Origin of the sequence: Sneathiella sp. P13V-1 (genome assembly GCF_015143595.1) — a bacterium.
Taxonomy (GTDB): domain Bacteria; phylum Pseudomonadota; class Alphaproteobacteria; order Sneathiellales; family Sneathiellaceae; genus Sneathiella.
On record NZ_WYEU01000002.1, the window covers coordinates 756,072 to 778,079 of the forward strand.

The 22,008-nt window shown below is 47.0% G+C and carries 14 protein-coding genes; 7 read left to right on the forward strand and 7 right to left on the reverse strand.

Annotated features, from left to right (window positions below):
- Positions 1-3: 3 nt before the first annotated feature.
- Genes GUA87_RS10600 through GUA87_RS10610 form a run of 3 tightly spaced genes read right to left on the reverse strand, consistent with a single transcriptional unit; the run spans position 4 to position 3,268 of the window.
- A complete protein-coding gene (locus tag GUA87_RS10600) occupies positions 4-840 on the reverse strand; it encodes a sulfite exporter TauE/SafE family protein (protein ID WP_193716527.1) in 837 nt (278 codons plus the stop codon).
- Between the two features lie 17 nt (positions 841-857).
- Positions 858-2,321, reverse strand: a complete 1,464-nt coding sequence (locus GUA87_RS10605) for a VWA domain-containing protein (protein ID WP_193716528.1) — start codon at positions 2,319-2,321, stop codon at positions 858-860.
- Positions 2,318-3,268: an AAA family ATPase gene (locus GUA87_RS10610; protein ID WP_193716529.1), complete on the reverse strand. Its 951-nt coding sequence runs from the start codon at positions 3,266-3,268 to the stop codon at positions 2,318-2,320. The genes GUA87_RS10605 and GUA87_RS10610 overlap by 4 nt, the downstream gene beginning before the upstream one ends.
- Before the next feature lie 241 nt (positions 3,269-3,509).
- Between GUA87_RS10610 and alaS the strand changes: the two genes are divergently transcribed.
- Both alaS and htpX read left to right on the forward strand, forming a co-directional pair.
- Positions 3,510-6,164, forward strand: coding sequence for an alanine--tRNA ligase (gene alaS, locus GUA87_RS10615; protein ID WP_193716530.1), 2,655 nt, complete (start codon positions 3,510-3,512; stop codon positions 6,162-6,164).
- Positions 6,165-6,416: 252 nt separating this feature from the next.
- Positions 6,417-7,391, forward strand: a complete 975-nt coding sequence (htpX, locus tag GUA87_RS10620) for a zinc metalloprotease HtpX (protein ID WP_193716531.1) — start codon at positions 6,417-6,419, stop codon at positions 7,389-7,391.
- On the opposite strand, the gene GUA87_RS10625 is transcribed toward htpX, so the two are convergent.
- On the reverse strand, positions 7,388-8,017 hold the full coding sequence (locus tag GUA87_RS10625; protein ID WP_193716532.1) for a TetR/AcrR family transcriptional regulator: 630 nt from the start codon (positions 8,015-8,017) through the stop codon (positions 7,388-7,390). The genes htpX and GUA87_RS10625 overlap by 4 nt on opposite strands.
- Before the next feature lie 122 nt (positions 8,018-8,139).
- On the opposite strand from GUA87_RS10625, the gene GUA87_RS10630 reads away from it, so the two are divergent.
- The 3 genes from GUA87_RS10630 to GUA87_RS10640 are packed head-to-tail and all read left to right on the forward strand — an operon-like array spanning position 8,140 to position 13,172.
- Entirely contained in the window at positions 8,140-9,993 is a 1,854-nt protein-coding gene (locus GUA87_RS10630) for an AMP-binding protein (protein WP_193716533.1), read from the forward strand.
- Positions 9,994-10,011: 18 nt separating this feature from the next.
- Positions 10,012-11,046: an NADP-dependent oxidoreductase gene (locus GUA87_RS10635; RefSeq protein WP_193716534.1), complete on the forward strand. Its 1,035-nt coding sequence runs from the start codon at positions 10,012-10,014 to the stop codon at positions 11,044-11,046.
- A 41-nt stretch (positions 11,047-11,087) separates the two neighbouring features.
- A complete protein-coding gene (locus GUA87_RS10640) occupies positions 11,088-13,172 on the forward strand; it encodes a 3-hydroxyacyl-CoA dehydrogenase NAD-binding domain-containing protein (RefSeq protein ID WP_193716535.1) in 2,085 nt (694 codons plus the stop codon).
- A gap of 45 nt (positions 13,173-13,217) precedes the next feature.
- Here GUA87_RS10640 and GUA87_RS10645 read toward each other — a convergent pair whose 3' ends face one another.
- Both GUA87_RS10645 and GUA87_RS10650 read right to left on the reverse strand, forming a co-directional pair.
- On the reverse strand, positions 13,218-14,699 hold the full coding sequence (locus GUA87_RS10645; RefSeq protein WP_193716536.1) for a DHA2 family efflux MFS transporter permease subunit: 1,482 nt from the start codon (positions 14,697-14,699) through the stop codon (positions 13,218-13,220).
- Entirely contained in the window at positions 14,699-15,826 is a 1,128-nt protein-coding gene (locus tag GUA87_RS10650; RefSeq protein ID WP_193716537.1) for a CaiB/BaiF CoA transferase family protein, read from the reverse strand. Before GUA87_RS10650 ends, GUA87_RS10645 begins: the two co-directional genes overlap by 1 nt.
- Before the next feature lie 192 nt (positions 15,827-16,018).
- Here GUA87_RS10650 and GUA87_RS10655 point away from each other — a divergent pair, with 192 nt between their 5' ends.
- Complete coding sequence (locus GUA87_RS10655) at positions 16,019-17,140, forward strand: substrate-binding domain-containing protein (RefSeq protein WP_193716538.1); 1,122 nt, start codon at positions 16,019-16,021, stop codon at positions 17,138-17,140.
- A gap of 46 nt (positions 17,141-17,186) precedes the next feature.
- Positions 17,187-19,730, forward strand: a complete 2,544-nt coding sequence (locus tag GUA87_RS10660; RefSeq protein WP_193716539.1) for an ATP-binding protein — start codon at positions 17,187-17,189, stop codon at positions 19,728-19,730.
- 19 nt (positions 19,731-19,749) lie between these two features.
- On the opposite strand, the gene GUA87_RS10665 is transcribed toward GUA87_RS10660, so the two are convergent.
- Positions 19,750-22,008 (reverse strand): xanthine dehydrogenase family protein molybdopterin-binding subunit, encoded by a 2,259-nt coding sequence (locus tag GUA87_RS10665; RefSeq protein WP_193716540.1) that lies wholly within the window; start codon positions 22,006-22,008, stop codon positions 19,750-19,752.

Genomic DNA, 22,008 nt, shown 5'->3' on the forward strand with positions numbered 1-22,008 from the left:
CCGTTACCCAAAAATGCCGTAGAACATTCTAAGCGACGTTAAAAACAGGAAGAAGGCAAATGCCTTTTTAAGCATTCCAGTATTGATCGTATGGGCGATATGGGCGCCTACCGGTGCAAACAGCATGGTCATCGGCACAATGATCAAAAAGCCCAGAATGTTGACATAACCAAGATTGCCGGGTGGCAAATCAGTGACATTCATGCCGGCCGCCAGAAAACCAATGGTTCCCGGAATGGCAATGATCAATCCAATTGCAGCTGCCGTTCCAACGGCCTGTCGAATGGGATAATTGAACAAGGTCAGAATAGGGACGGAGAAGGTGCCGCCACCAATGCCCATCATGGCGGAGAACCAGCCAATAAAGAGGGCCAGAACTTCTTTGAGCGGAGAAGAGGGGAGCTTATCAGCCAGATGAGCCCCATCCGGACGGAAGGCCATATTGGCGGCAACAAGAAGGGCCAGTACTGCGAAAACACCGGTCAGTATCTTAGCGTTGACGATGCTTGCCATCCAGGTGCCGCCTAGGACGCCCAGAAAGATGATAATCCCCCAACTTTTAAGGAGTTTTACATCAATTGCCCCTTTTTTATGGTGGGCCCGTGCCGATGAAATTGAGGTCAAGATGATGGTTGCGAGTGATGTGCCAACGGCTACATGCATCCGCACCTCTTCCGCAACGCCCACATAGGACAAAAGATGATAAAGCACAGGGACAATCACAATGCCGCCACCTACACCGAGGAGACCCGCGAGAATACCGGCGACGATACCTGTACCAATGAGGGCTGCCCCCAAGACGAGAAGAAGTTCTATATCTTGTCCTGCAAAATCAAACATTTACCACTTTACTTTCACTAATTTGATTTAAGAAGATCGCGGATGACGAGCTCCAGTTTATTGAGGGAATTACAAGTATCTGCAACTGTGCAATAAGGCGCAATTCTATCCATCTCGGAATCTCCGGAGCCCCACAAAGATTTCCGTTCAGGATTAAGCCAGATAACACGTTTCGCCCGCTTTTTGATGTCTTTTAGAATATCTGTTCCGGGGTCGGATCCGTTAGAGCGTCCATCCCCCAGAATGATGACCGTAGTGCGATTATCGATTTCATCAAAAACGAGATCCTTGAAATCCTGCATGGCCCGGCCGTAATCCGTCGACCGTCCACCATATTTATCAATGGCGGCAGGAACAGCCTCTTCTGGACCGTTATCTTTTAATAGATCCGTGATTTCACCAAGATCACCTGAAAAGGCAAATGACCTCACATTGGGAAGCACTTCATTCATGCTGTAAAGAAACAGAAGTAGAAAACGCGCAACAGAGGCAACCGAGCCACTTACGTCACAGACCGCCATGACTTTAGGGCGATCTTTTTCCTTTTGTTTCCAATGGGTTTCAAACAGAATGCCGTCATAGGCCACATTGCGGCGCATGGTTTTGCGAATATCCAGATGCCCGCGATTTTTGACCTTCTTAACCCGCGAATTCATATCCGTCAGGCGCTTGGCCATTTTCCGAACCAGATCGCGCATGATCTTAAAATCACGGGTTTCGATATTGGAGAGCCGGACTTTCTTAAGAACGTCCTGCCTAAACTCAAGGCTTTTCCCTTCAGCGGTCAGGGCAAGTTGGCGGTCCACCATATCGCGGGTGGCTTCAAACAGGATATTAAGGCGGCGATCTAGCTCGTCTGCGCTTTCATCTTCCCCCTGATTGCGACGATCGCGGACCTCTTGGGTCACATCATTTAGACCCATGGCCTCCATAATCCGGCGGGTAAATAATCCACGCTGCGTAGAAAGCACAATATTACCAAGTCCGACTTCATCGGCAGCTTCGTTCATTGCCATAGTCAGGGCGGTACGATCCCCACTTTCCAGCATATCAATAAGCGAAGGTGTCCCTTGACCTTCAGCAGATGGTTGGTCCTCACATTGGCCGCTTCCGCCGCCACTGCCCCCACCTTCGCCATTTTGTGGCCCCATATCATTCTGAAGATCGTCCAGTGCGTCTTGTGGGGCTGATCCTTCTGGCCCGTCCCCATTATCAGACCCTTCATCCCCCAATTGTTCTTGCAGGTTCCCGCCTAAATCGAGGTTTGTTTCAATTTTGAAGAAATCATCGAAACACTGGTCAAAACTGGCCATTTCATCTTCGGTTTTGGCCATTACCTGACTTAAGGCGCCCTTGAGGAGCGACCGATCTTCATAGCCGAGCAGTTCAATGGTGCGCGCGGCATCAATGGCCTCTCCGATAGAGACGGGCACATCAGCGTGGCGCAACATATCCACAAATTCGGCTAAGGGGCGGCTCATCGGCGGGCGTCCTTTAACGCGGCGGTCACCATTTTTGGTACTTCACTATCCATATTGTCGATATCGTCTTCGAATTTCAGCAGCATGTTAAGTGTATTTCGCACCATTTCCGTGTCCAGATTATCTGCATGCAGTAACATCAAGGTACGGGCCCAATCAATGGTTTCACTAACGGCAGGCAGTTTTTTCAGATCCTGTGTGCGAAGTTGCTGTACAAAAGAGACAAGCTGATTGCGAAGTTTCTCATCAATTTCTGGAACACGGGCCTTGATAATTTCACGTTCGCGATCGGCGTCGGGGAACGGGATGTAAAGATGCAAACAACGGCGTTTGAGGGCATCGCCCATCTCACGGCTGTTGTTACTGGTCAGGAACACAACAGGTTTGTGTTTGGCTTTGATGGTTCCAATTTCAGGAACTGTGATCTGGTAATCTGACAGAATTTCCAACAGATAAGCTTCAAATTCATGATCTGATTTGTCAATTTCGTCAATCAACAGAACTGTCTGATTTTCGGCTGTTAACGCCTGAAGAAGAGGGCGGGCCTCCAAAAAGTCATGGGAAAAGAACTGGTCACTAAAACCGTGCAATTTTTCCATAGACGCGTCTATGCCTTGTGCATCTTCAAGGAGATCACCAAGTTTCTCTTTCAAAATTTGGGTGTAAAGAAGCTGCTTGCCATATTTCCATTCATAAAGCGCTTTGCTTTCATCCAGACCTTCGTAACATTGTAGGCGCACAAGATCCGCGTCCATAAGCTCAGCTGTTGCTTTGGCAAGCTCTGTCTTACCGACACCCGGCGGGCCTTCAACAAGGATCGGTTTATCCAGTTTTTGAGAGAGATAGATAGATGTCGCGATATGTCGGTCGCAAATATATCCAGCTTTTTCAAAGCGTTGCTGGATTTCATTAATTGCCTGTGCCGGATCTTTATCAACAATACTCACAAGAAAATTCCATTTTTGGGGCCAAACCTAGTGAAGTTTAGGAGGGGCAGATTTCTTATTATTTTCATTTTTTCTCCCCTTTGCTTATCAGGAAGTTTAGAAGATTTCCAGCTTTTGCAGACTAATGCATAATGATCCTCACTGGACAGTCTACTTTTCACGGGTTAAAAGGCGTGAAAAGGCAATAATTTAATGCAAACTGTCCCCGTCATTCTGCAGGATGGCGAACAGGAGTTAGAATATGACGACCGCTAAGGAAATACGCTCTTCATTTTTGGACTTTTACGCCAAAAATGGTCACGAAATTGTGGATAGCTCGCCGCTGGTACCACGTAACGATCCAACCTTGCTGTTTACAAACGCGGGTATGGTGCAGTTTAAGAACGTATTCACAGGACAGGAAAAACGCCCTTACAGCCGCGCGGTAACTACGCAGAAATGTGTGCGCGCAGGCGGAAAGCATAATGACCTTGAAAATGTGGGTTATACTGCGCGTCACCACACATTCTTTGAAATGCTGGGTAACTTCTCCTTTGGGGATTACTTTAAGGATTTGGCAATTGAACTTGCCTGGAACCTGTTGACCAAGGAATTTGGTCTGTCAAAAGATAAACTGCTGGTCACAGTTTATCACGACGATGACGAAGCCGTTGACCTTTGGAAGAAAATTGCTGGCATTGGTGACGACAAAATTATCCGTATCGCCACATCAGATAACTTCTGGTCCATGGGCGATACCGGTCCATGTGGTCCGTGCTCCGAGATTTTCTTCGACCATGGTGAAGGCATCCCTGGTGGTCCTCCAGGCTCTCCTGATGAAGATGGAGATCGTTTTATTGAAATCTGGAACCTGGTGTTCATGCAGTTTGAACAACAGGCTGGCGGAGATCGTGTAAACCTGCCACGCCCATCCATTGATACAGGTATGGGACTTGAGCGTATTGCCGCTGTTCTGCAAGGTAAACACGACAACTACGACATCGACCTGATGCGGAAAATCATCGAAGCCTCCGCCGATGCATCAAATGTTTCTGCGGACGGTGACCTTGCTGTGTCCCACCGCGTGATTGCCGACCACCTGCGTTCTTCTTCTTTCCTGATTGCGGATGGTGTTCTGCCATCAAATGAAGGCCGTGGTTATGTGCTTCGCCGTATCATGCGCCGTGCCATGCGTCATGCGCATCTTCTGGGCGCGAAGGAGCCGATGGTTTACAAGCTGGTGCAGACACTTGTGGATGAAATGGGATCTGCCTTCCCTGAATTGGAACGGGCGCAGGCACTGATCACAGAAACACTGAAACTGGAAGAAACGCGCTTCAAGGAAACGCTTGGCCGTGGATTGAAACTTCTTTCAGATGAAACTGATGGTCTTGGGGATAATCAGGCATTGTCCGGTGATGTAGCGTTTAAACTGTATGACACATTCGGCTTCCCGCTTGATCTGACTAAAGATATTCTGCGCGGGCAAGGACGTGATCTGGATGAAGCCGGTTTCGATGCCGCCATGCAGAAGCAGAAAGAAGCGGCGCGTGCCGCGTGGTCCGGCTCCGGTGAAGCTGCAACCGATCAAGTCTGGTTTGATCTGTATGATCAACATGGCGCAACTGAATTCCTTGGCTATCAGACCGAAGTTTCTGAAGGTCAGGTTCAAGCTGTTCTCGTTGGCGGTGAAGTCGCAGAAAAAGCCTCCGCTGGTGATGAAGTGATGTTGGTCCTGAACCAGACGTCTTTTTATGGCGAGTCCGGTGGCCAGGAAGGTGACAAAGGTCAGCTTGTTTCTGAAAATGGTCTGGAAATCCAGATTACCGATACCCAGAAACGCGAAAACCTGCATGTTCATATTGGTAAGATTATCAAAGGCGAAGTTGCCGCGGGTGCCATTGTGGAAACGCAGGTTGATGGTGGACGCCGTGCACGCCTTCGTGCGCACCATTCCGCCACACACCTTTTGCACGAAGCCTTACGTCAACGCCTTGGGGATCATGTCACACAGAAAGGATCTTTGGTTGCCGAAGACCGTCTGCGTTTTGACATTTCCCATCCAAAACCGATCAGCGCGGAAGAACTTCGCCAAATTGAAAAAGATGTGAACGATCGCATTCGAATGAATGCAGAAGTTTCTGTCATTCTGACCACACCAGATGAAGCCATTAAAGCAGGTGCTATGGCACTCTTTGGTGAAAAATATGGGGATGAAGTTCGTGTCGTCTCCATGGGCGGTGAAGATATTGGCAAAGGTGCCGGTAAAAACTACTCAACAGAGCTATGCGGTGGTACGCACGTGTCCCGCATGGGTGACATCGGTATGCTGAAAATTATCGGTGAGGGTGGCTTGGCTGCGGGTGTTCGCCGTATCGAAGCCGTCGTTGGTGAAGCGGCGCTTGACTATATGAACGGTCAGGAAAGCCTGCTTTCCAATGCAGCGGGAGCCTTGAAAGTCGCGCCAGCTGAGCTTGAAAAACGTATCAATGGCCTTTTGGAGGAACGTAAGAAGCTGGAGCGGGAATTGAAAGAGACCCGTAAGAAACTGGCAACTGGCGGTGCTTCCGGTGGTAATGATCAGGAAGAAATTGGCGGTGTGAATGTCGTTGCTAAAGTTCTGGAAGACGTGCCACCAAAAGACCTTAAACCAATGGCCGATGACATTAAGGCACAAGTTAAATCCGGCGTTGCGGTCTTGATCGCCGTGAACGAAGGTAAAGCCTCCATCGTGGTAGGTGTTACCTCAGACGTAGCTGAAAAACTGAGCGCAGTTGATCTTGTCCGTGTTGGTTCAGCGGCCCTTGGTGGTAAAGGCGGCGGTGGCCGTCCTGATATGGCGCAAGCCGGTGGTCCGGATGGGTCTAAAGCAGAAGACGCCATTAAGGCAATCAAAGAGACAATCGCAAACGGTTAAGATTATGAAAAACGGCAGGATCTGATCCTGCCGTTTTCCTCTGTGTATGCGGGAACACAGAACGCCTCCGAGTGACTCTCGGACTCCCTTTACCTATATATTTCAGTGTTTTGGAAAGGGAAGTTACACTTTGCAAATAGTTCCTGTCAGCAATAAGGCTCAACTAAGGAACTTTTGTGACAGGATTTTTTCCAGAATTGAATTTCACCTAGGTAGTTTCCATATATGCAGGGTAGGAAATAGGGCGAGATCATGAATTACCTTAAAACAGGAATGTTAATTGCTGCCATTACGGCGATCTTTCTAACGGCTGGTTTTCTGCTGGGCGGTCAAAGCGGGATGCTGATCGCTTTGGCGATCGCTGTTGTGATGAATTTCTTTGCTTACTGGAATTCAGACAAGATGGTTCTTCGCATGTATGGTGCGAAAGAAGTGGATCAATCTACAGCACCGGAGTTTTACAACCTCGTTGCTAACCTGGCGCAACGGGCTGATCTTCCTATGCCGAAAGTCTATATCATGGAAAATCCGCAGCCCAATGCCTTTGCGACAGGCCGAAACCCTGAAAATGCCGCAGTTGCTGCGACAACAGGCCTTCTGAAAATCCTCAACCGTGAAGAAATCGAAGGTGTGATGGCCCATGAGTTAGCTCATGTGAAGAACCGTGACACGCTGATCATGACGATTACAGCGACCATTGCTGGTGCCATCAGTATGCTCGCGAATTTTGCGCTGTTCTTTGGTGGAAATCGCGACAGTAATAATGGCGGAATTGGGATTATTGGGGTGATCCTGACCATGATTATGGCACCACTGGCGGCGATGCTGGTTCAAATGGCCATCAGTCGGACACGTGAGTATTCTGCCGATAAGCTGGGCGGACAGATTTGCGGAAATCCGGAAAGTCTGGCGTCTGCATTGTACAAATTGCAGCATGGCGCTGACCAGATTGAAAATGTGACCGCTGAGAGAAACCCTGCTTCTGCCAGCCTGTTTATTGTGAACCCTTTGCATGGGCAAAGGGCGGATAATCTGTTTTCAACCCACCCGAAAACAGAAAACAGGATTGCCAAATTACGTGAACTGGCAGCAGAAATGTTTCATTCTCAAAAGCCAGCCCGTTACCGCCGAACTGAGAAGAGAGCCACCCAAACCCGTAAAAGTGTTATTCCTGAAACAGGAAATACTAAAAAACATGATAAGGGGTCAGACGGTCCCTGGGGTTAGAGGCTGCTTGAGTTCTTTACCATCGCACGTGACAGGAAACTGGCGAGGAGTTTGACAAACTCTTCACGGCTTTTGCCCATGCGGTAGGCTTGCGGTGCCGTTGACTGAATAACCCCCATCATGGCGTGCCCCATCAGTTCAGGATCCACGTCATCATAAAGCTCATCACGTAATTTCGCTTCTTTCAGGATACGAATAAATCCTGACGCAAATTTAGTCCGCACTACAGATGCTGTCTTATCGGTCGGATCAAAAACTTTGATGTCAACGAGTGCAGAGCGCAGCAGCCCAGGATTTTGTTCCGCAAATTCCTGGATGGCGTTAAGTGCGTGATTCAGATAATCCTCGAAGGTTTGAACTTCTGGGATATGCTCAACAACATAGTTTGTTAAATCCTCTTGTGCTTCACTGGCAAAAGCTAAAAAAATCTCACGTTTATCATCAAAGTGACTGTAGAAAGTACCATGGGCAACATCGGCTTCGCGGGCAATATCCTGTGGCCTTGTTTCGTGATAACCCTTTTGAATAAATAACTTTTTTGCTGCTGCTAGCAGACGTTCTCGTTTTTCTGCTTTACGCTTACTTGCGCGGTCGTTGGCTATTTTGCCATCAACTATGCCGCTCATACTGCACGCCCCTTATTATTTTTTTTCAGCCGCGGCTGGAAATCCCTTTGACAATTTGTCATCTTATCGAAGTTATAAAAAAAACCAAAAAAAACAAAATAAAAATCAGGGGAGACTAAAACATGCATTCCGCAGTTCCATTCAGGGCGTTAAATCGACCAGCTCCCGATACATCCGTTACAAAACGGACGGACGGTTCCTATCTGATGCAAAGCAATATTGCAATCGGAGAATATGAAACAAACATTTCAAAACTTTGGCATGATGCAGCTATTGAAATGCCAGACAGGCCCTTTCTGGTTCAATGTAGTCCTGAAGAAACATGGGCAGAGCTGACCTACAAAGAAGCAAAAGAAAAAGCGGACCAAATCAGTAATTGGCTGTTGAAAAACGGATATTCGGAAAAAACGTCCATTCTGATCCTGTCCACCAATAGTTTTTCCCACGCACTTCTTGCCATGGGCGCATTGCAAATCGGTGTACCGATAGTGCCGGTTTCTCCATCTTTTTCCTTGATGACAAAGGACTTTGAAAAGCTGAAATATGCCGCTGATCTGGTGGAGCCAAAAATGGTATTCGCCGAAGACGCCGCGATGTTTGGTAAGGCCATTGATATCTTAAATGAAGGCTCACGAGATATTTTCACAGCCAAGGGAGTTTTTGAAGGGACAGGGCGTCCTTTTGAAGATTTGCTTGATGAAGATATTGATCTGGAGGCTATCGAAGAGGCACGCACCAAGGTTCATGCGGATACGCTCGCAAAAATCCTGTTTACGTCAGGATCTACGGGTATGCCAAAGGCGGTGCCCAATACCATGAAGATGATATGTTCCGGCCAGAAGATGTTGGAACTGATCTCGGAGCCGCGGGACCCAATCAATGATCCGCTGGTCTTTTTGGATTGGTTGCCGTGGCATCATACTTACGGCGGCAACGTCAATTTCTTCAGTGTCATGCGGGTGGCAGGCACCATGTATATGGATGATGGTAAACCGGTCCCGGGATTGTTTGAAAGAACCATTGAAAATATCAAACGCGTAAAACCAACACGGTTCAGCAGTGTGCCAACGGCGTTCAGTTTCCTGCTGGATCGTATGGAAAATGATGAAGAGTTTGCAAACGCATTCTTCTCACGCGTAAAGATCTGCCAATATGGTGGTGCGGCGCTATCGCAGGAACTGTTCGAACGTATGCAGGTACAGGCCATCAAATATACTGGCCTTCGTATGCCTTTTGGAACAGGTTGGGGAGCGACTGAGACAACAGCCGTAGGAACAGCAGTTTACTGGAATGAAGAAAAGGTTGGATTGCTTGGCGTGCCCTATTCAGGCATTGACGTCAAATTGGTACCAGTCGCCGGCAAATATGAAATCCGCGTAAAAGGCCCGGCAATTCTGGAAGGGTATTACAAACGCCCGGATTTGACGAAAGAGTATTTTGATGAGGAAGGGTTTTATTGCATTCGTGATGCGGTGAAATTTATTGATCCTGAGGATCCGTCACATGGACTGACATTTGCGGGTCGCGTTTCGGAAGATTTCAAACTGTCAAATGGCACATGGGTCGAGGTGGGAAGTCTGAGGCTTAACCTGATTGACGCGCTTGATCCATATGTTCGGGATATTGTGATTGCAGGGCATGATATGGAGGATATCGGTATCTTGTTGGTCCCAAGCGAGCCGGCCATGAAAGAAATCATGGCAAATGGCTTTAAAGCTCAAATCGTACTTGATGCAATTGCTGATACAACATACCTTCAGAACATAAAAGAAAAGCTCGAAAGCTATAACGAAAAAAATAAAGGAAAAAGCAGGCGAGTGGGACATGTCCTTGCTATGGGCTATCCATTGTCGCCAGACAAAAACGAAATTACCGACAAGCAATATATCAACCAATCTGCTGTTCTGGAGAACCGGGCGCAACTCGTAGAACGGCTATTTAACAGCACTGACAGTGATGATGTGCTTCATTTCTAAATAATGGAATTAAAGTAAATGACTGAAATGAACAAACAATGGCTTCTGAAATCCCGCCCAGTAGGCGAACCTACTCTTGATAACTGGGAGTTTGTCGAAACACCAGTTCCTACACCAGGTGAAGGTGAGATGCTGCTGAAGACAATCTATATGTCTTTGGATCCTTACATGCGCGGTCGCATGAATGCGAGCAAAAGCTACGCGGCGAGCGCTGAAATTGGCGAGCCAATGAGTGGTACTGGTGTTTCTGTCGTCGTTAAAAGCAACAACGACAAATTCAGAGAAGGGGACTATGTGGTTTCTCATACTTTGTGGCAGTCCCACTCCATTTCCAATGGTCAAGGTGTCATGAAAGTGGATCCAGCCAATGCGCCAATTTCTACAGGTGTAGGTATTCTGGGGATGCCAGGATTGACCGCTTATGTTGGTCTTTTGGATATCGGTCAGCCAAAAGAAGGTGAGACAGTTGTGGTTTCAGCAGCGTCCGGTGCTGTTGGCTCCATCGTAAGCCAGATTGCGAAACTTAAAGGATGCCGTGTTGTTGGTGTGGCTGGTTCTGACGACAAATGTAGATATGTTGAAGAAGAACTGGGGGCGGATGTCTGCGTAAATTACAAAGACGACGACTTCGAAGCCAAACTTGAAGCCGCGTGCCCGAACGGTATCGACGTATATTTTGAAAATGTGGGCGGTCGCGTGTTTGACGCGGTATTTCCATTGATGAATGACTTCGCCCGTATTCCGCTTTGTGGCCGTATCGCTAACTACAACATGACAGGCGATCCAGACGGTCCGAACAAGCTTCCAGCCTTTTTTGGATCCATGCTCGTTAAACGAATTCTTCTAAAGGGTTTCATAAGTTTTGATCACTATGATCGCTTCCCGGATGTGGTTCGGGATCTTGGAAACTGGATCAGAACCGGTGAAGTTAAGTATAAAGAAGACATCGTACAGGGTATTGAAAACGCTCCAGAAGCGTTTCTCGGTTTGTTGAAAGGTAAGAATTTTGGAAAGCTGCTTGTGCAGGTTTCTGATGATCCAACTCGGGGTTAACACCCCTCCAAAAACAGTCAAACCTTGGAAGGATTTATTGAATGACTGCTATTACGGAAAAAGTAAGTTACGAAGCAGAGGGTGATGTTGGTGTGATCACGGTGGATAACCCACCGGTAAATGCCCTTGCCGCTGCTGTGCGTGCCGGTATCAAAGGTGGTATCGAAGCTGCCAACGCGGATGATAGTGTTAGCTCCATTGTACTTGTATGTGCAGGACGTACCTTCATCGCGGGCGCTGATATCACCGAATTTGGTAAGCCACCTCAAGAGCCTAACTTGAACGCGGTGATCTCTGCGATTGAAGAAAGCTCTAAGCCCGTTGTTGCGGCAATCCACGGTACTGCGCTTGGTGGTGGACTGGAAACAGCACTTGGTTGTCATTATCGCGTCTGTAGCCCAGCGGCGCAAGTTGGCCTGCCAGAAGTTAAACTTGGTATTTTACCAGGTGCAGGTGGCACGCAGCGTCTGCCACGTGTTGTTGGCGTTCCAATGGCATTGCAGATGATCACAAGCGGGGCGCCAATTAAAGCGCAGAAAGCACTTGAAGTTGGTCTGGTAAGTGAAATTGTCGATGGTGACCTTAAAGAAGGTGCCATTGCATTTGCTAAATCTGTCGTTGCAGAAGGTCGTCCGCTGGTGAAAATCAGTGAACAGAATGACAAGTTGCAAGAAGCAAAAGACAATCCTGCAATCTTTGATGATTTCCGTAAATCTATCGCCCGCCGCACACGTGGTTTCCAGGCTCCTGAAAACTGCATCAAGGCAATTGAAGGCGCTGTGAAACTTCCTTTCCCAGAAGGATTGAAGCGTGAACGTGAGTTGTTCATGGAACTGATGACCGGTGAGCAATCCATCAGTCAACGTTACATGTTCTTCGCAGAACGTCAGGCTATGAAGATCCCTGATGTGCCACGTGAGACCAAAACTTTTGATATCAATTCTTGTGGTATCATTGGTGCGGGCACCATGGGCGGCGGTATCGCCATGAACTTCCTTCAGGCTGGTATTCCAGTAACCATTGTTGAAACTTCTCAGGAAGGTTTGGATAAAGGCCTTGAAATCATCCGCAAAAACTATGCGGCAACCGTTTCAAAAGGCCGCATGAGCCAAGCCGCCATGGATCAATGCATGGGGCTTCTGACAGGGACTACGAACCTGGAAGATGTTGCGGATGTAGATATCGTAATCGAAGCCATCTTCGAAAATATGGAAGTGAAAAAAGAGCTGTTCGAGAAACTGGACGGTATCTGTAAAGACGGTGCCATTTTGGCAACCAATACTTCTACATTGGACATTGATGAAATCGGCAGCGTCACCAAACGTCCTGAATTTGTTATCGGTCTGCACTTCTTTAGCCCAGCGAACGTTATGCGTCTGTTGGAAGAAGTGCGTACCAAGAAGACAAGTAAGGAAGTTATGGCAACCTGTATGAACCTTGCAAAACGCATTGGTAAGGTTCCGGCCATGGTTGGTGTATGTGAAGGTTTTGTGGGTAACCGTATCCTTCACCGTCGTTCCGAACAGGCAACAGCCCTGATTATGGAAGGTGCACTGCCACAAGATGTGGACCGCGTTCTGTTTGATTTTGGTCTTCCAATGGGTCCATTTGCCATGTCTGACTTGGCAGGTAATGATGTTGGATGGCGTATCCGCCAAGGTAAGGGGGAGACAAGCCCTGTTGCTGACAAGATCTGTGAAATGGGTCGTTTTGGTCAGAAAACCGGTTCCGGTTATTACCTTTATGAAGAGGGGAGCCGTACACCGAAGCCTGATCCTGTTGTGGAAGAAATCATTGTCAATGCTTCAAAAGAAGCTGGCATTGAACGCCGCGAGATTTCTGATGAAGAAATTCTGGAACGCTGCATTTATCCAATGATCAATGAAGGCGCTAAAATCCTTGAAGAAGGTATTGCGGCCCGTCCAAGTGACATTGATGTGATCTGGGTTTACGGCTATGGCTGGCCTGTATATCGCGGTGGCCCTATGCGCTATGGCGACGCAACTGGCCTTCAGAAAGTTTATGACAAACTTTGTGAATATCAGAAAACACATGGTGACTTCTTCAAACCGGCTAAGCTTCTTGAGAAGCTGGTTAAAGAAGGAAAAGGTTTTGTAGATCTGTAAGCGACACAAATCATTAGAAAAGCCCCGCATATTGCGGGGTTTTTTTTAGGTTGATGTTTGTTCTTTCCGATAGGTTCGAAGCATGTAAATTGCAGGGACAAGGGCAAGTGCAAACACGGTTGCGGTGATCATAAAGACATCCTGAAAAGTGTGGGTCATGATTTCAACTGTTTGGCCCTGATTAAGTGGTCCGCTGGCATTTATCTTGGCTTCGGCCACATAACCGTTTGTTTTGGCAGTGATCAAAATTGCGGTGAGATTAACCCCGATGGAGCCGCCGACCATCCGCACAAAATTAAGCGATCCTGAAGCTTGCGTCACTCGGTTGGGAGGAACGGATGAAAGGCCAAAGGTGCTGTAGGATGGCATAACAAAACCAAGGCCAACACGTCCCACAATAATCCAACCCGCCAGATAGAGATAATCCGTGTTTTGTTCCGAATAGCTCAGGATAAAAGTTGAGACGATAAAGAGAACTTGACCAAAAAGGATCAGTCGATGGGCAGGCATGATGTCAATCAAACGTCCAACGACGGGAAATACGATGACCATCAACAGGCCAGCGGGGAAAAGGACCATTCCAGCGTCTGTAGCCGACGCCCCTTGAACAGTTCGGGCAAATAAGGGAATGGCATAAAAACTGGAAAACAGCCCCGCACTTGTGAAAACACCAATCATCGTGGCGGAAGAAAACTTTAGGTTCTTAAAAAGCCTGAGATCCACAAGAGGATTTGCGCTTGTCCAGTCGCGCCGGAAGAACAAAGTAAACCCGATACAGGCGATTAAGAAGTAAGGATAAACTTTTATGCTGGTTACTGAATTAAATTGCGTATTGGTAAAGGCCGTAAGCAATGCTGCCACTGAAAGTGCGATCAGTATAAAACTCAGCATATTGAAACGTACTTTCTCACGCTCCCCAGATCGGTTGGGCAGGAATACAAACCCGAGAAGAGCGGAAAGCAGGGCGAGGGGGATCACCAAGGAAAAAGTAGTATGCCAATCCATGCTGTCAGTAACGATCCCGCCAATAACCGGACCAAAGGCGGGGCCTATCACAACACCCATTCCGAACAGACCCATGGCTCGTCCCCGCATATTTGCAGGAAAGAGAAGAAAAATAAGGGACATGGATAGAGGTTGCAGGATACCCGCGCCTGCACCTTGAAGAAGTCGCGCGATAACAAGAATGGGAAAATTAAAAGATTGCCAACCGAGCAAACTGCCAACCACGAAAACACCAATAGCAATAAGAAAGGTCGCCCGCGTGCCAAACTGGCTTACCAGCCAGGCAGTTGCCAGCATGGCAATGCTACTGGCGCATAGAAAACCTGTTGAAAGCCACTGCGCGTCACCTTGCGAAATTCCAAAGGTTGCCATTACATCTGTCAGGGCCACATTGACCATCGTCGATGAAAAAATGGTAGTCAAGAGGCCCAGAACAACAGCACCACCAGCCATCCATTTATACGCTTCGCCATATCTAGCCTGCAAATATTCATTTCGGGATTGGCCGGATGCATCGCTCATTATTCGCTGCCAAATTCTTTCCTAAGTGCCGCATTATGTTCGCCCAAGGCGGGAATTGGGCCGTAACTTTCCTCATCACCTGCAAATCTAATCGGTGAGGAGATGAGGCTGACAGGTCCATTTTCAGATTGGACCTCCGTTCGTTCCAATTGTGGATGGTCGATAAGATCAGCAACTGTGTTTAGAGACCCAAAGGCAATGCGAGCCTTTAAAAGCTTATCTGTCAGGACATTTCTTTCTTGCGTTGCGAATATATCCAGAATTTCCTGACGAAGCTGTTCCCGGTTAGCAACCCGAAGCTCATTATTGGCATAATCTGGATGGTCTACAAAATCAGGACGATCCAGAACCTGTTCACACAAGTTTTTCCATTCGGTCTGATTTTGAATGGAGATCACGATTTCACCGCCATCTTTTGCCGTGAAGGCCTCATAAGGAGCAATTGAAGGATGACTTAACCCACCACGTCCCGGCGCCTTGCCACCATATTGCTGATGGAGAAGAGGGACCGTCATCCAATCTGCCATCCCGGCAAATAATGTGGATTTAATGGATTTGCCTTTTCCGGTCGTCTTCCTCTCATAAAGGGCTTCCAATACAGCAACAAGGCCATGCATACCCGCTGCAATATCACAAACTGAGACACCAACCCTTCCGGGTTCCTGCGGTGACCCAGTCACCATGGCTAGACCTGTTTCAGATTGAACCAGCATGTCGTAGGCCTTCATTTTGGCAAATGGTCCATCTTCACCATATCCGGAAATATCAACTGTAATCAGTCTTTTATTGGTAGCGCGTAGGTTCTCACTGTCCAAATCGTATTTGTCCACTACATTAGGGGCAAGGTTTTGAATAAACACATCCGCTTTGCTAATAATTTTTTTCAGTAAAGCAAGATCTTCGTCCTTTTTTATATCCAATTGGAGGGATTCTTTGCCTCTGTTGAGCCAGACAAAATAGGCGCTTTGACCATTGACGACACTGTCGTAATAGCGTGCGAAATCGCCTTCGGGCCGTTCAATTTTGATTACGCGCGCACCGGCATCAGCAAGGCGCGAAGAAAGGTAAGGGGCCGCAACGGCCTGTTCCAGTGAGACCACAAGGATATCGTTCAAAGGTCGTGACATTATTGTTCTTTATTGGTTGAGGCAGGTATGAGACACTATTGTTTAATATGCGCCAGTATAACTGTTTTACTAAGCCCGTAATAAGAAAAAAGACTTTTGGTTTGGTAATTAATTGGCTCGATTGTTAAATGTAATCATTTTGTTAGGGATTTAGAACTTAATGTAGTTGAATAAATAAGGGCGGAAACAGTAATGATGTACAGAAAAGCTATGACATTAGTAGCGACCCTTGCTGCAATGCTAACCATATTCGTCCATGCCGAATATGCATTTTCAGCTGAACAAAGCACAACATATTGGACTGTTGACGAATATCTCTCCAATAACCCTTCACAGGTTGATTTATCTGAAAGTTTCGAAAAGAAAATTCAGAGCGCCGTTTCGGGTAAATCCAAAGTTACAACCCCAGTTAAGATCGTGATGGTATTACCTGGATTGCAGGTATCCGATTACTGGCGTCGCAGCATTACTTCAATGGAAGAACGGCTTAAAGAACATGGTGTTGACTATGTGCTGAAAACACATTTTACAAAGCCCGGTGATGTGTTCCGTGAACAGAGTAAAGTACTCATTCAGTATTTGAGTGAAGATCCTGATTATGTTGTTTTCACGCTTAATGCGGATCAACATAAAACGTTAATTAGTCAGCTTATCAGAAAACCAAAAATAAAGGTAATGCTGCAGAATATTACAACTCCCTTAAAAACTTTTGGCGCGAGGCAACCTTTTCTGTATGTGGGTTTTGACCACCGTATCGGGACTGAGCAGCTCGCGCAGGTTTATTTAAAGCGTTTTGGTGGAAAAGCGAAGTTTGCCATATTGTATGGAGAGAAGGGATATGTCAGTGAAATGCGATGCGGCGCCTTTGAGGATTTAATGAGAGCCCATCCGGAGATGATTCAACTGACAACTTACCATGTGGGTTTTAACCGTGAAAAAGCGTACCTTGCGACAAAAGATGTTTTAACTGCCCATCCTGATATAGATTTTGTTTTCAGTTGCTCAACAGATATTGCTTTTGGTGCGATAGATGCCATCAAAGAAGCAGGTAAGCAAGACAGGGTGATCACTAATGGCTGGGGGGGAGGATCCGCGGAGTTGCAGGCCATTGAAGATAAAGAACTAGCCTTTACTATTATGCGGATGAATGATGATAATGGCGTAGCGATGGCCGAGGCAATCGTCATGGACATTAACAAATTGGGTGAAAAGGTTCCCGTCATCTACTCAGGATCAATGGTCATCGTTGATCAAAAAACAAGTGTAAATCGTATTATGGAACTTAAAACGCGTGCCTTTAGATACTCAAAATGAGAAAGTAAAAAAGGGAATTAAACTCCAGCTCCTGCTGGCGGGAGGGTTGTTTAGTGTTCTGACGCTGGTGACGCTTGCCATTCTGGTTGTCACGTTTTTCAGTTCCAGCCTGGTTATAGATAACGAACGGCAGCAGATTTCAGGGAAAAGTGGTGCTATCGCTGATCTCGTCCTGGAAAAACGCATGGATGCCTCTCGACAGTTTGCTGATTTGATCGCGGAAGAAGTTGCGACCAAACAAGCTGACAATCTGGAAGAAATTTATAGCTATATTGAAGCGGCGTTCTATACCCAGAAAGAGGGGAGTGTCGATTATGTCGCGCTATTGACAGAGCACGGCGATATTGTTGAGGAAATTCATATTCAACTGAACCAATTTCCGTCCATCCGTGAGCAGATTTCCAAAATGCGGACAAGCAGGAATTTGTGGAATATCGCAATTGAGCCTGAAAATAATCGTAATACTGCACAAGTACTTGTCTACTACAAAACAGAACTTCTAAATAAAAGGACGGGTAAGGTGGATGGATACATCCTTTCCGGCCTTTTTCTGAATGACAATGTGACGCTTTTGGAGGAAATAAAGAAAAGGACGAATGCAGATTTTGTATCCTTGGTGGTTCAGGGGTTTGAAGTCAGTAAATTTGGCGAACCTAAAGACGGAATAAGTTATTCGTCGGGGGCTGCAAAAATTGTAGAAAATAATAAAGATGAACTTTTCTTTGCTCCTCGTATTTTAGAGGATGTATTCCCTGACAGTGGACTTGTCGTATTTGTCCACTATCACACCCTCGGATACCAACCTCTATCAAATCTTTATGTGGTTTCTGCCGCGCTCGGTTTTGTTGTCATCTTCATACTGTCCATATTTGCCTATTACATTGGGAAAAGTTTCATTGTTTCTCCGATCAAGCAACTTAGTAGTTATTCAAAAAGGCTGGAGAAAAGGGATAAACATGCGCCCACACCCAAGTTTGCGGCGGAAGAGTTTAATGACCTGACCAATAACTTGAAGAGTGTTTTCACTAATTTTATCGAAAGCGAGAAGAGATTTCAGGATTTCGCCAGTGTCACCTCAAACTCCATGTGGGAGACCGACTCTGAGCATAGGTATACCTTTATTTCACGGGATAAGAATGCCTCACAACCAACCCGGTATGGATCGCTGGTCGGATTAAGGCGATGGGAAGTGGAAGGTGTAGATTTCGACTATTCAGATTGGGAAGCACATAAAGTTGAAATCAGAGATAGAAAACATTTCCGGAATTTCATTTTCAGGCGCGTAAATCCTGTTGGTGAAATGGAATATTGGAGCTGTTCCGGTAAACCGATAATCAACGAAAGGGGTGACTTCCTAGGGTATAGAGGGACATCCACAAATATCACCGCAGAGTATCTGGCGCAGGAGGAAGCTGAACGTATTCAGGAACAGCTTCGTCAATCTCAAAAGTTGGAGGTTGTTGGGCAGCTAACCGGCGGTATCGCCCATGATTTTAATAACCTTCTTGCCGTGGTTATTGGTAATCTGGAGCTTGCTCTTGAAAATGAAAGCCTGAATGCAAGCACAAAGAAACTTCTCAACGATGCGTTTCGTGGGGCAGAAAGAGGTGCCTCTCTTACGCATCAGCTGTTGGCCTATTCCAGGCAACAAACCCTAACACCATCCGTTGTAAAGCCAGATAATATTGTCAGTGGCATGTACAGCTTATTTACCCGTGCTGTTGGGGAAAGTATTTCTCTCAAGACGTTTCTGGAGAATAAATGGTCTGTGTATATTGACCCTAACGAGCTTGAAAATGCATTGATGAACCTTCTTGTGAACGCCCGGGACGCAATGCCCGAGGGAGGTGACATTTCCATCGAGAGCTTTGATGTCGCCATCGAAAAGGATTTTCATGCTACAGGGAGTGATATCGAAGCTGGTGAATATGTTTGTATAGTGGTAACGGACAGTGGTTCTGGGATGAGCAAAGAAATTCAGGAACGAATTTTTGAGCCGTTCTTCACAACAAAAGAGGTTGGAAAAGGTAGTGGCCTTGGCCTGAGTATGGTGTTTGGTTTCGCTAAACAGTCTGGTGGTCACATCAGCATTTATAGCGAAGAAGGAGTTGGCACCAGTATTAAACTCTACTTGCCAAGGGCCCTGCAGGAAGAAGAGAAAGCCACTAAATCAAGGGATGTAATTAGATTTGGGAATGGCGAAACTGTTCTGGTCATTGAAGATGATGTGAAAGTCGCAGAAATGATTTCCAAACAGCTTCGGTCGATCGGATATGTACCTGATGTCTATGTGGATTCGGAAGCTGGAATTCTGGCGCTCGAGAAAGATCAAGCGGACATTCTGCTCGTCGATGTCATTATGCCTGGAAGATTCTCCGGGTTTGATGTTGTGGAGCATGTGAAAGATAGATATCCGGGTCTTCCTTATGTTTTGATGTCGGGTTTTACAGGGAATAACCTGCCGACGGGTCAAAAGGACAAGGTGGTCATAGAGAACATCCTCATGAAGCCATTTAGTAAAGTTCAGTTATCAGAAGCACTATACGTAGCGCGAATGCAAAACCCTGTATTGAAAAAGGCGAACCTGTAAAGGTTCGCCTCTTTTTTTATCAGATGCTGTAACCAGCCTTGGTAATTGGGAGTTGTCTTAACCGGTCTCCATTGGCTTGAAATATGGCGTTCGTAACCGCCGCCGCGATGGGAGGCGTCCCTGGTTCTCCCACACCGCCCATGGGTCTTCCAGACGGGGCAAGTTCAACAATGATCTCAGGGCAAGTTTCCATAGTCACCATCTGGTAGTCAGGGAAATTGCCTTGGACGACTTTTCCGCCATCCAGATTGATATCACCATATAGGGCAGCCGTTAGGCCAAATATGATGCCACTTTCCATCTGCGCGATGACCGTATCCGGGTTCACAATAGTACCGCAATCTACAACGCAATATACCTTGTCAACTGACAGGTTCTTGTCGGCATCCACCGAAACTTCAGCTACCTGACCCACGATACTGCCAAAGGATTCATGCAAGGAAACACCGCGGCCCTTACCTTTACCAAGCGGGGATGACCAATTGCTGAGTTTTGCAAGTTTTTGTAAAACGTCACTGAAATCCTTGTGATCTGACAGATGTTTCATTCTGAAGTCAATGGGATCAGCGCCCGTTTTGGCAGCCAGTTCGTCCATAAAACTTTCCGTAAAGAAAGCGTTATATGAATGGCCAACGCTACGCCAGTATCCGACAGGAACAGGAGTAGGGGACGGGAAATGCTCAACCAGCTTGTTCGCAAACTGATAGGGCATGTCTGCCGAGCCTTCAGCCGTCGTATTGTCCGGCATGTCAGAGCCCGCCCATGGAAGCAGACGTTGTGTAAATTGACGGGTGATTGAGGGGCTGGCGATCTGATTGTGAAATGCGTCGATCTGGCCATCTTTACCAAGGGCGGCAGAGAATTTTGACAGAGCAGCCGGTCGATACATGTCATGCTGCATATCCTGTTCTCTGGTCCAAATGAGTTTTACAGGCTTATCTTTGTATTCCTTTGCAATCTTCACTGCCATGACAAGGAAATCGACTTCTGCACGGCGGCCAAATCCACCACCCAGATAAGTGGTGTTTACTTTCACATTTTCTGCAGGAACATCAGCGGCTTGTTCAGCCAGCCATGCGGCCAAAGTTGCGGATTGATGTGCAACCCAGACTTCAACACTGTCATCACCAACTTTCGCTGTACAGTTCATCGGTTCCATTGTGGCATGTGCAAGGAAGGGCACTTTATATTCTGCTTGAAGTTTGTCGCCGCTGTTTTCAAGGGCAGTGATGGTATCACCTTCATCCACATAACTACGACCATCCCCGGCTGCGATATTTTTTTCAAACATGCCGTAGATATTGTCCATGTCGAGGCTGCCATTGCCACCGTCATCAAAGGTGACTTCAATTTCTTCCACCGCCATTTTTGCACGCCAGAAGCTGTCTGCGATAACAGCCACAGCATTGTCGAGCTTAACTGTTTTCAGAACACCTGGCATTTTCTTTGCTGCGGTGTCATCCCAGCTTTTGACAGTTCCCCCAAATACAGGGGCAATTCTGACAGCCGCGAAACCCATGTCCGGTAAAACAACGTCAACGCCAAATCCGGCACTCCCATCCACCTTAGATGGCAGATCCAGTCGTTTCTGGCTTTTACCGATGATTTTCCAGTCTTTAGGATCTTTAAGAGGGATATCCCGATCCAGTTTGATTTTCGAAGCATCTTCCACAAGTTCAGCATAAGTAGCTGATTTGTCGCCAGATCTGGTTTTGATTTCCCCATTTACGGCAACACATTGATCTGCAGATATTCCCCATTTTGTGGCGGCAGCTTGGATAAGCATTTCACGGGCAGTGGCACCCGCGTGACGCATCGGCTCCCAGAAGTTTCGAACACTCGTACTTCCACCGGTAACTTGCAAGCCAAGCATTTCGCCAACATTTCTCATCAGCCACGCACCTGCAGTGGCTTCCCCTTTATGGTGACCATCTGAGAAGGGTAAGCTATCCATGACAGCAACGACGTTGGCGTATTTTGGATCAACCGGTGCAGCCTCTGGCGTTACTTTATCTAAATCGACTTCAAGCTCTTCAGCAACGAGCATTGAAAGGGCGGTGTAAATTCCCTGTCCCATTTCTGCCTGGGAAATGGCAACGGTGATCTTTCCGTCGGTATTTATTTTTACCCAAGCATTTAACGGATATTCGCCTGCTGCGGCTGTTTTCTCAAAAACTGAAACGCCATCATCACCGCCCAGAGCATAAGCGACAGCTATACCGCCACCAACAAGCCCACCTGCGATCAGGAAGTTTCTGCGTGTCATCATTTTTGGCAT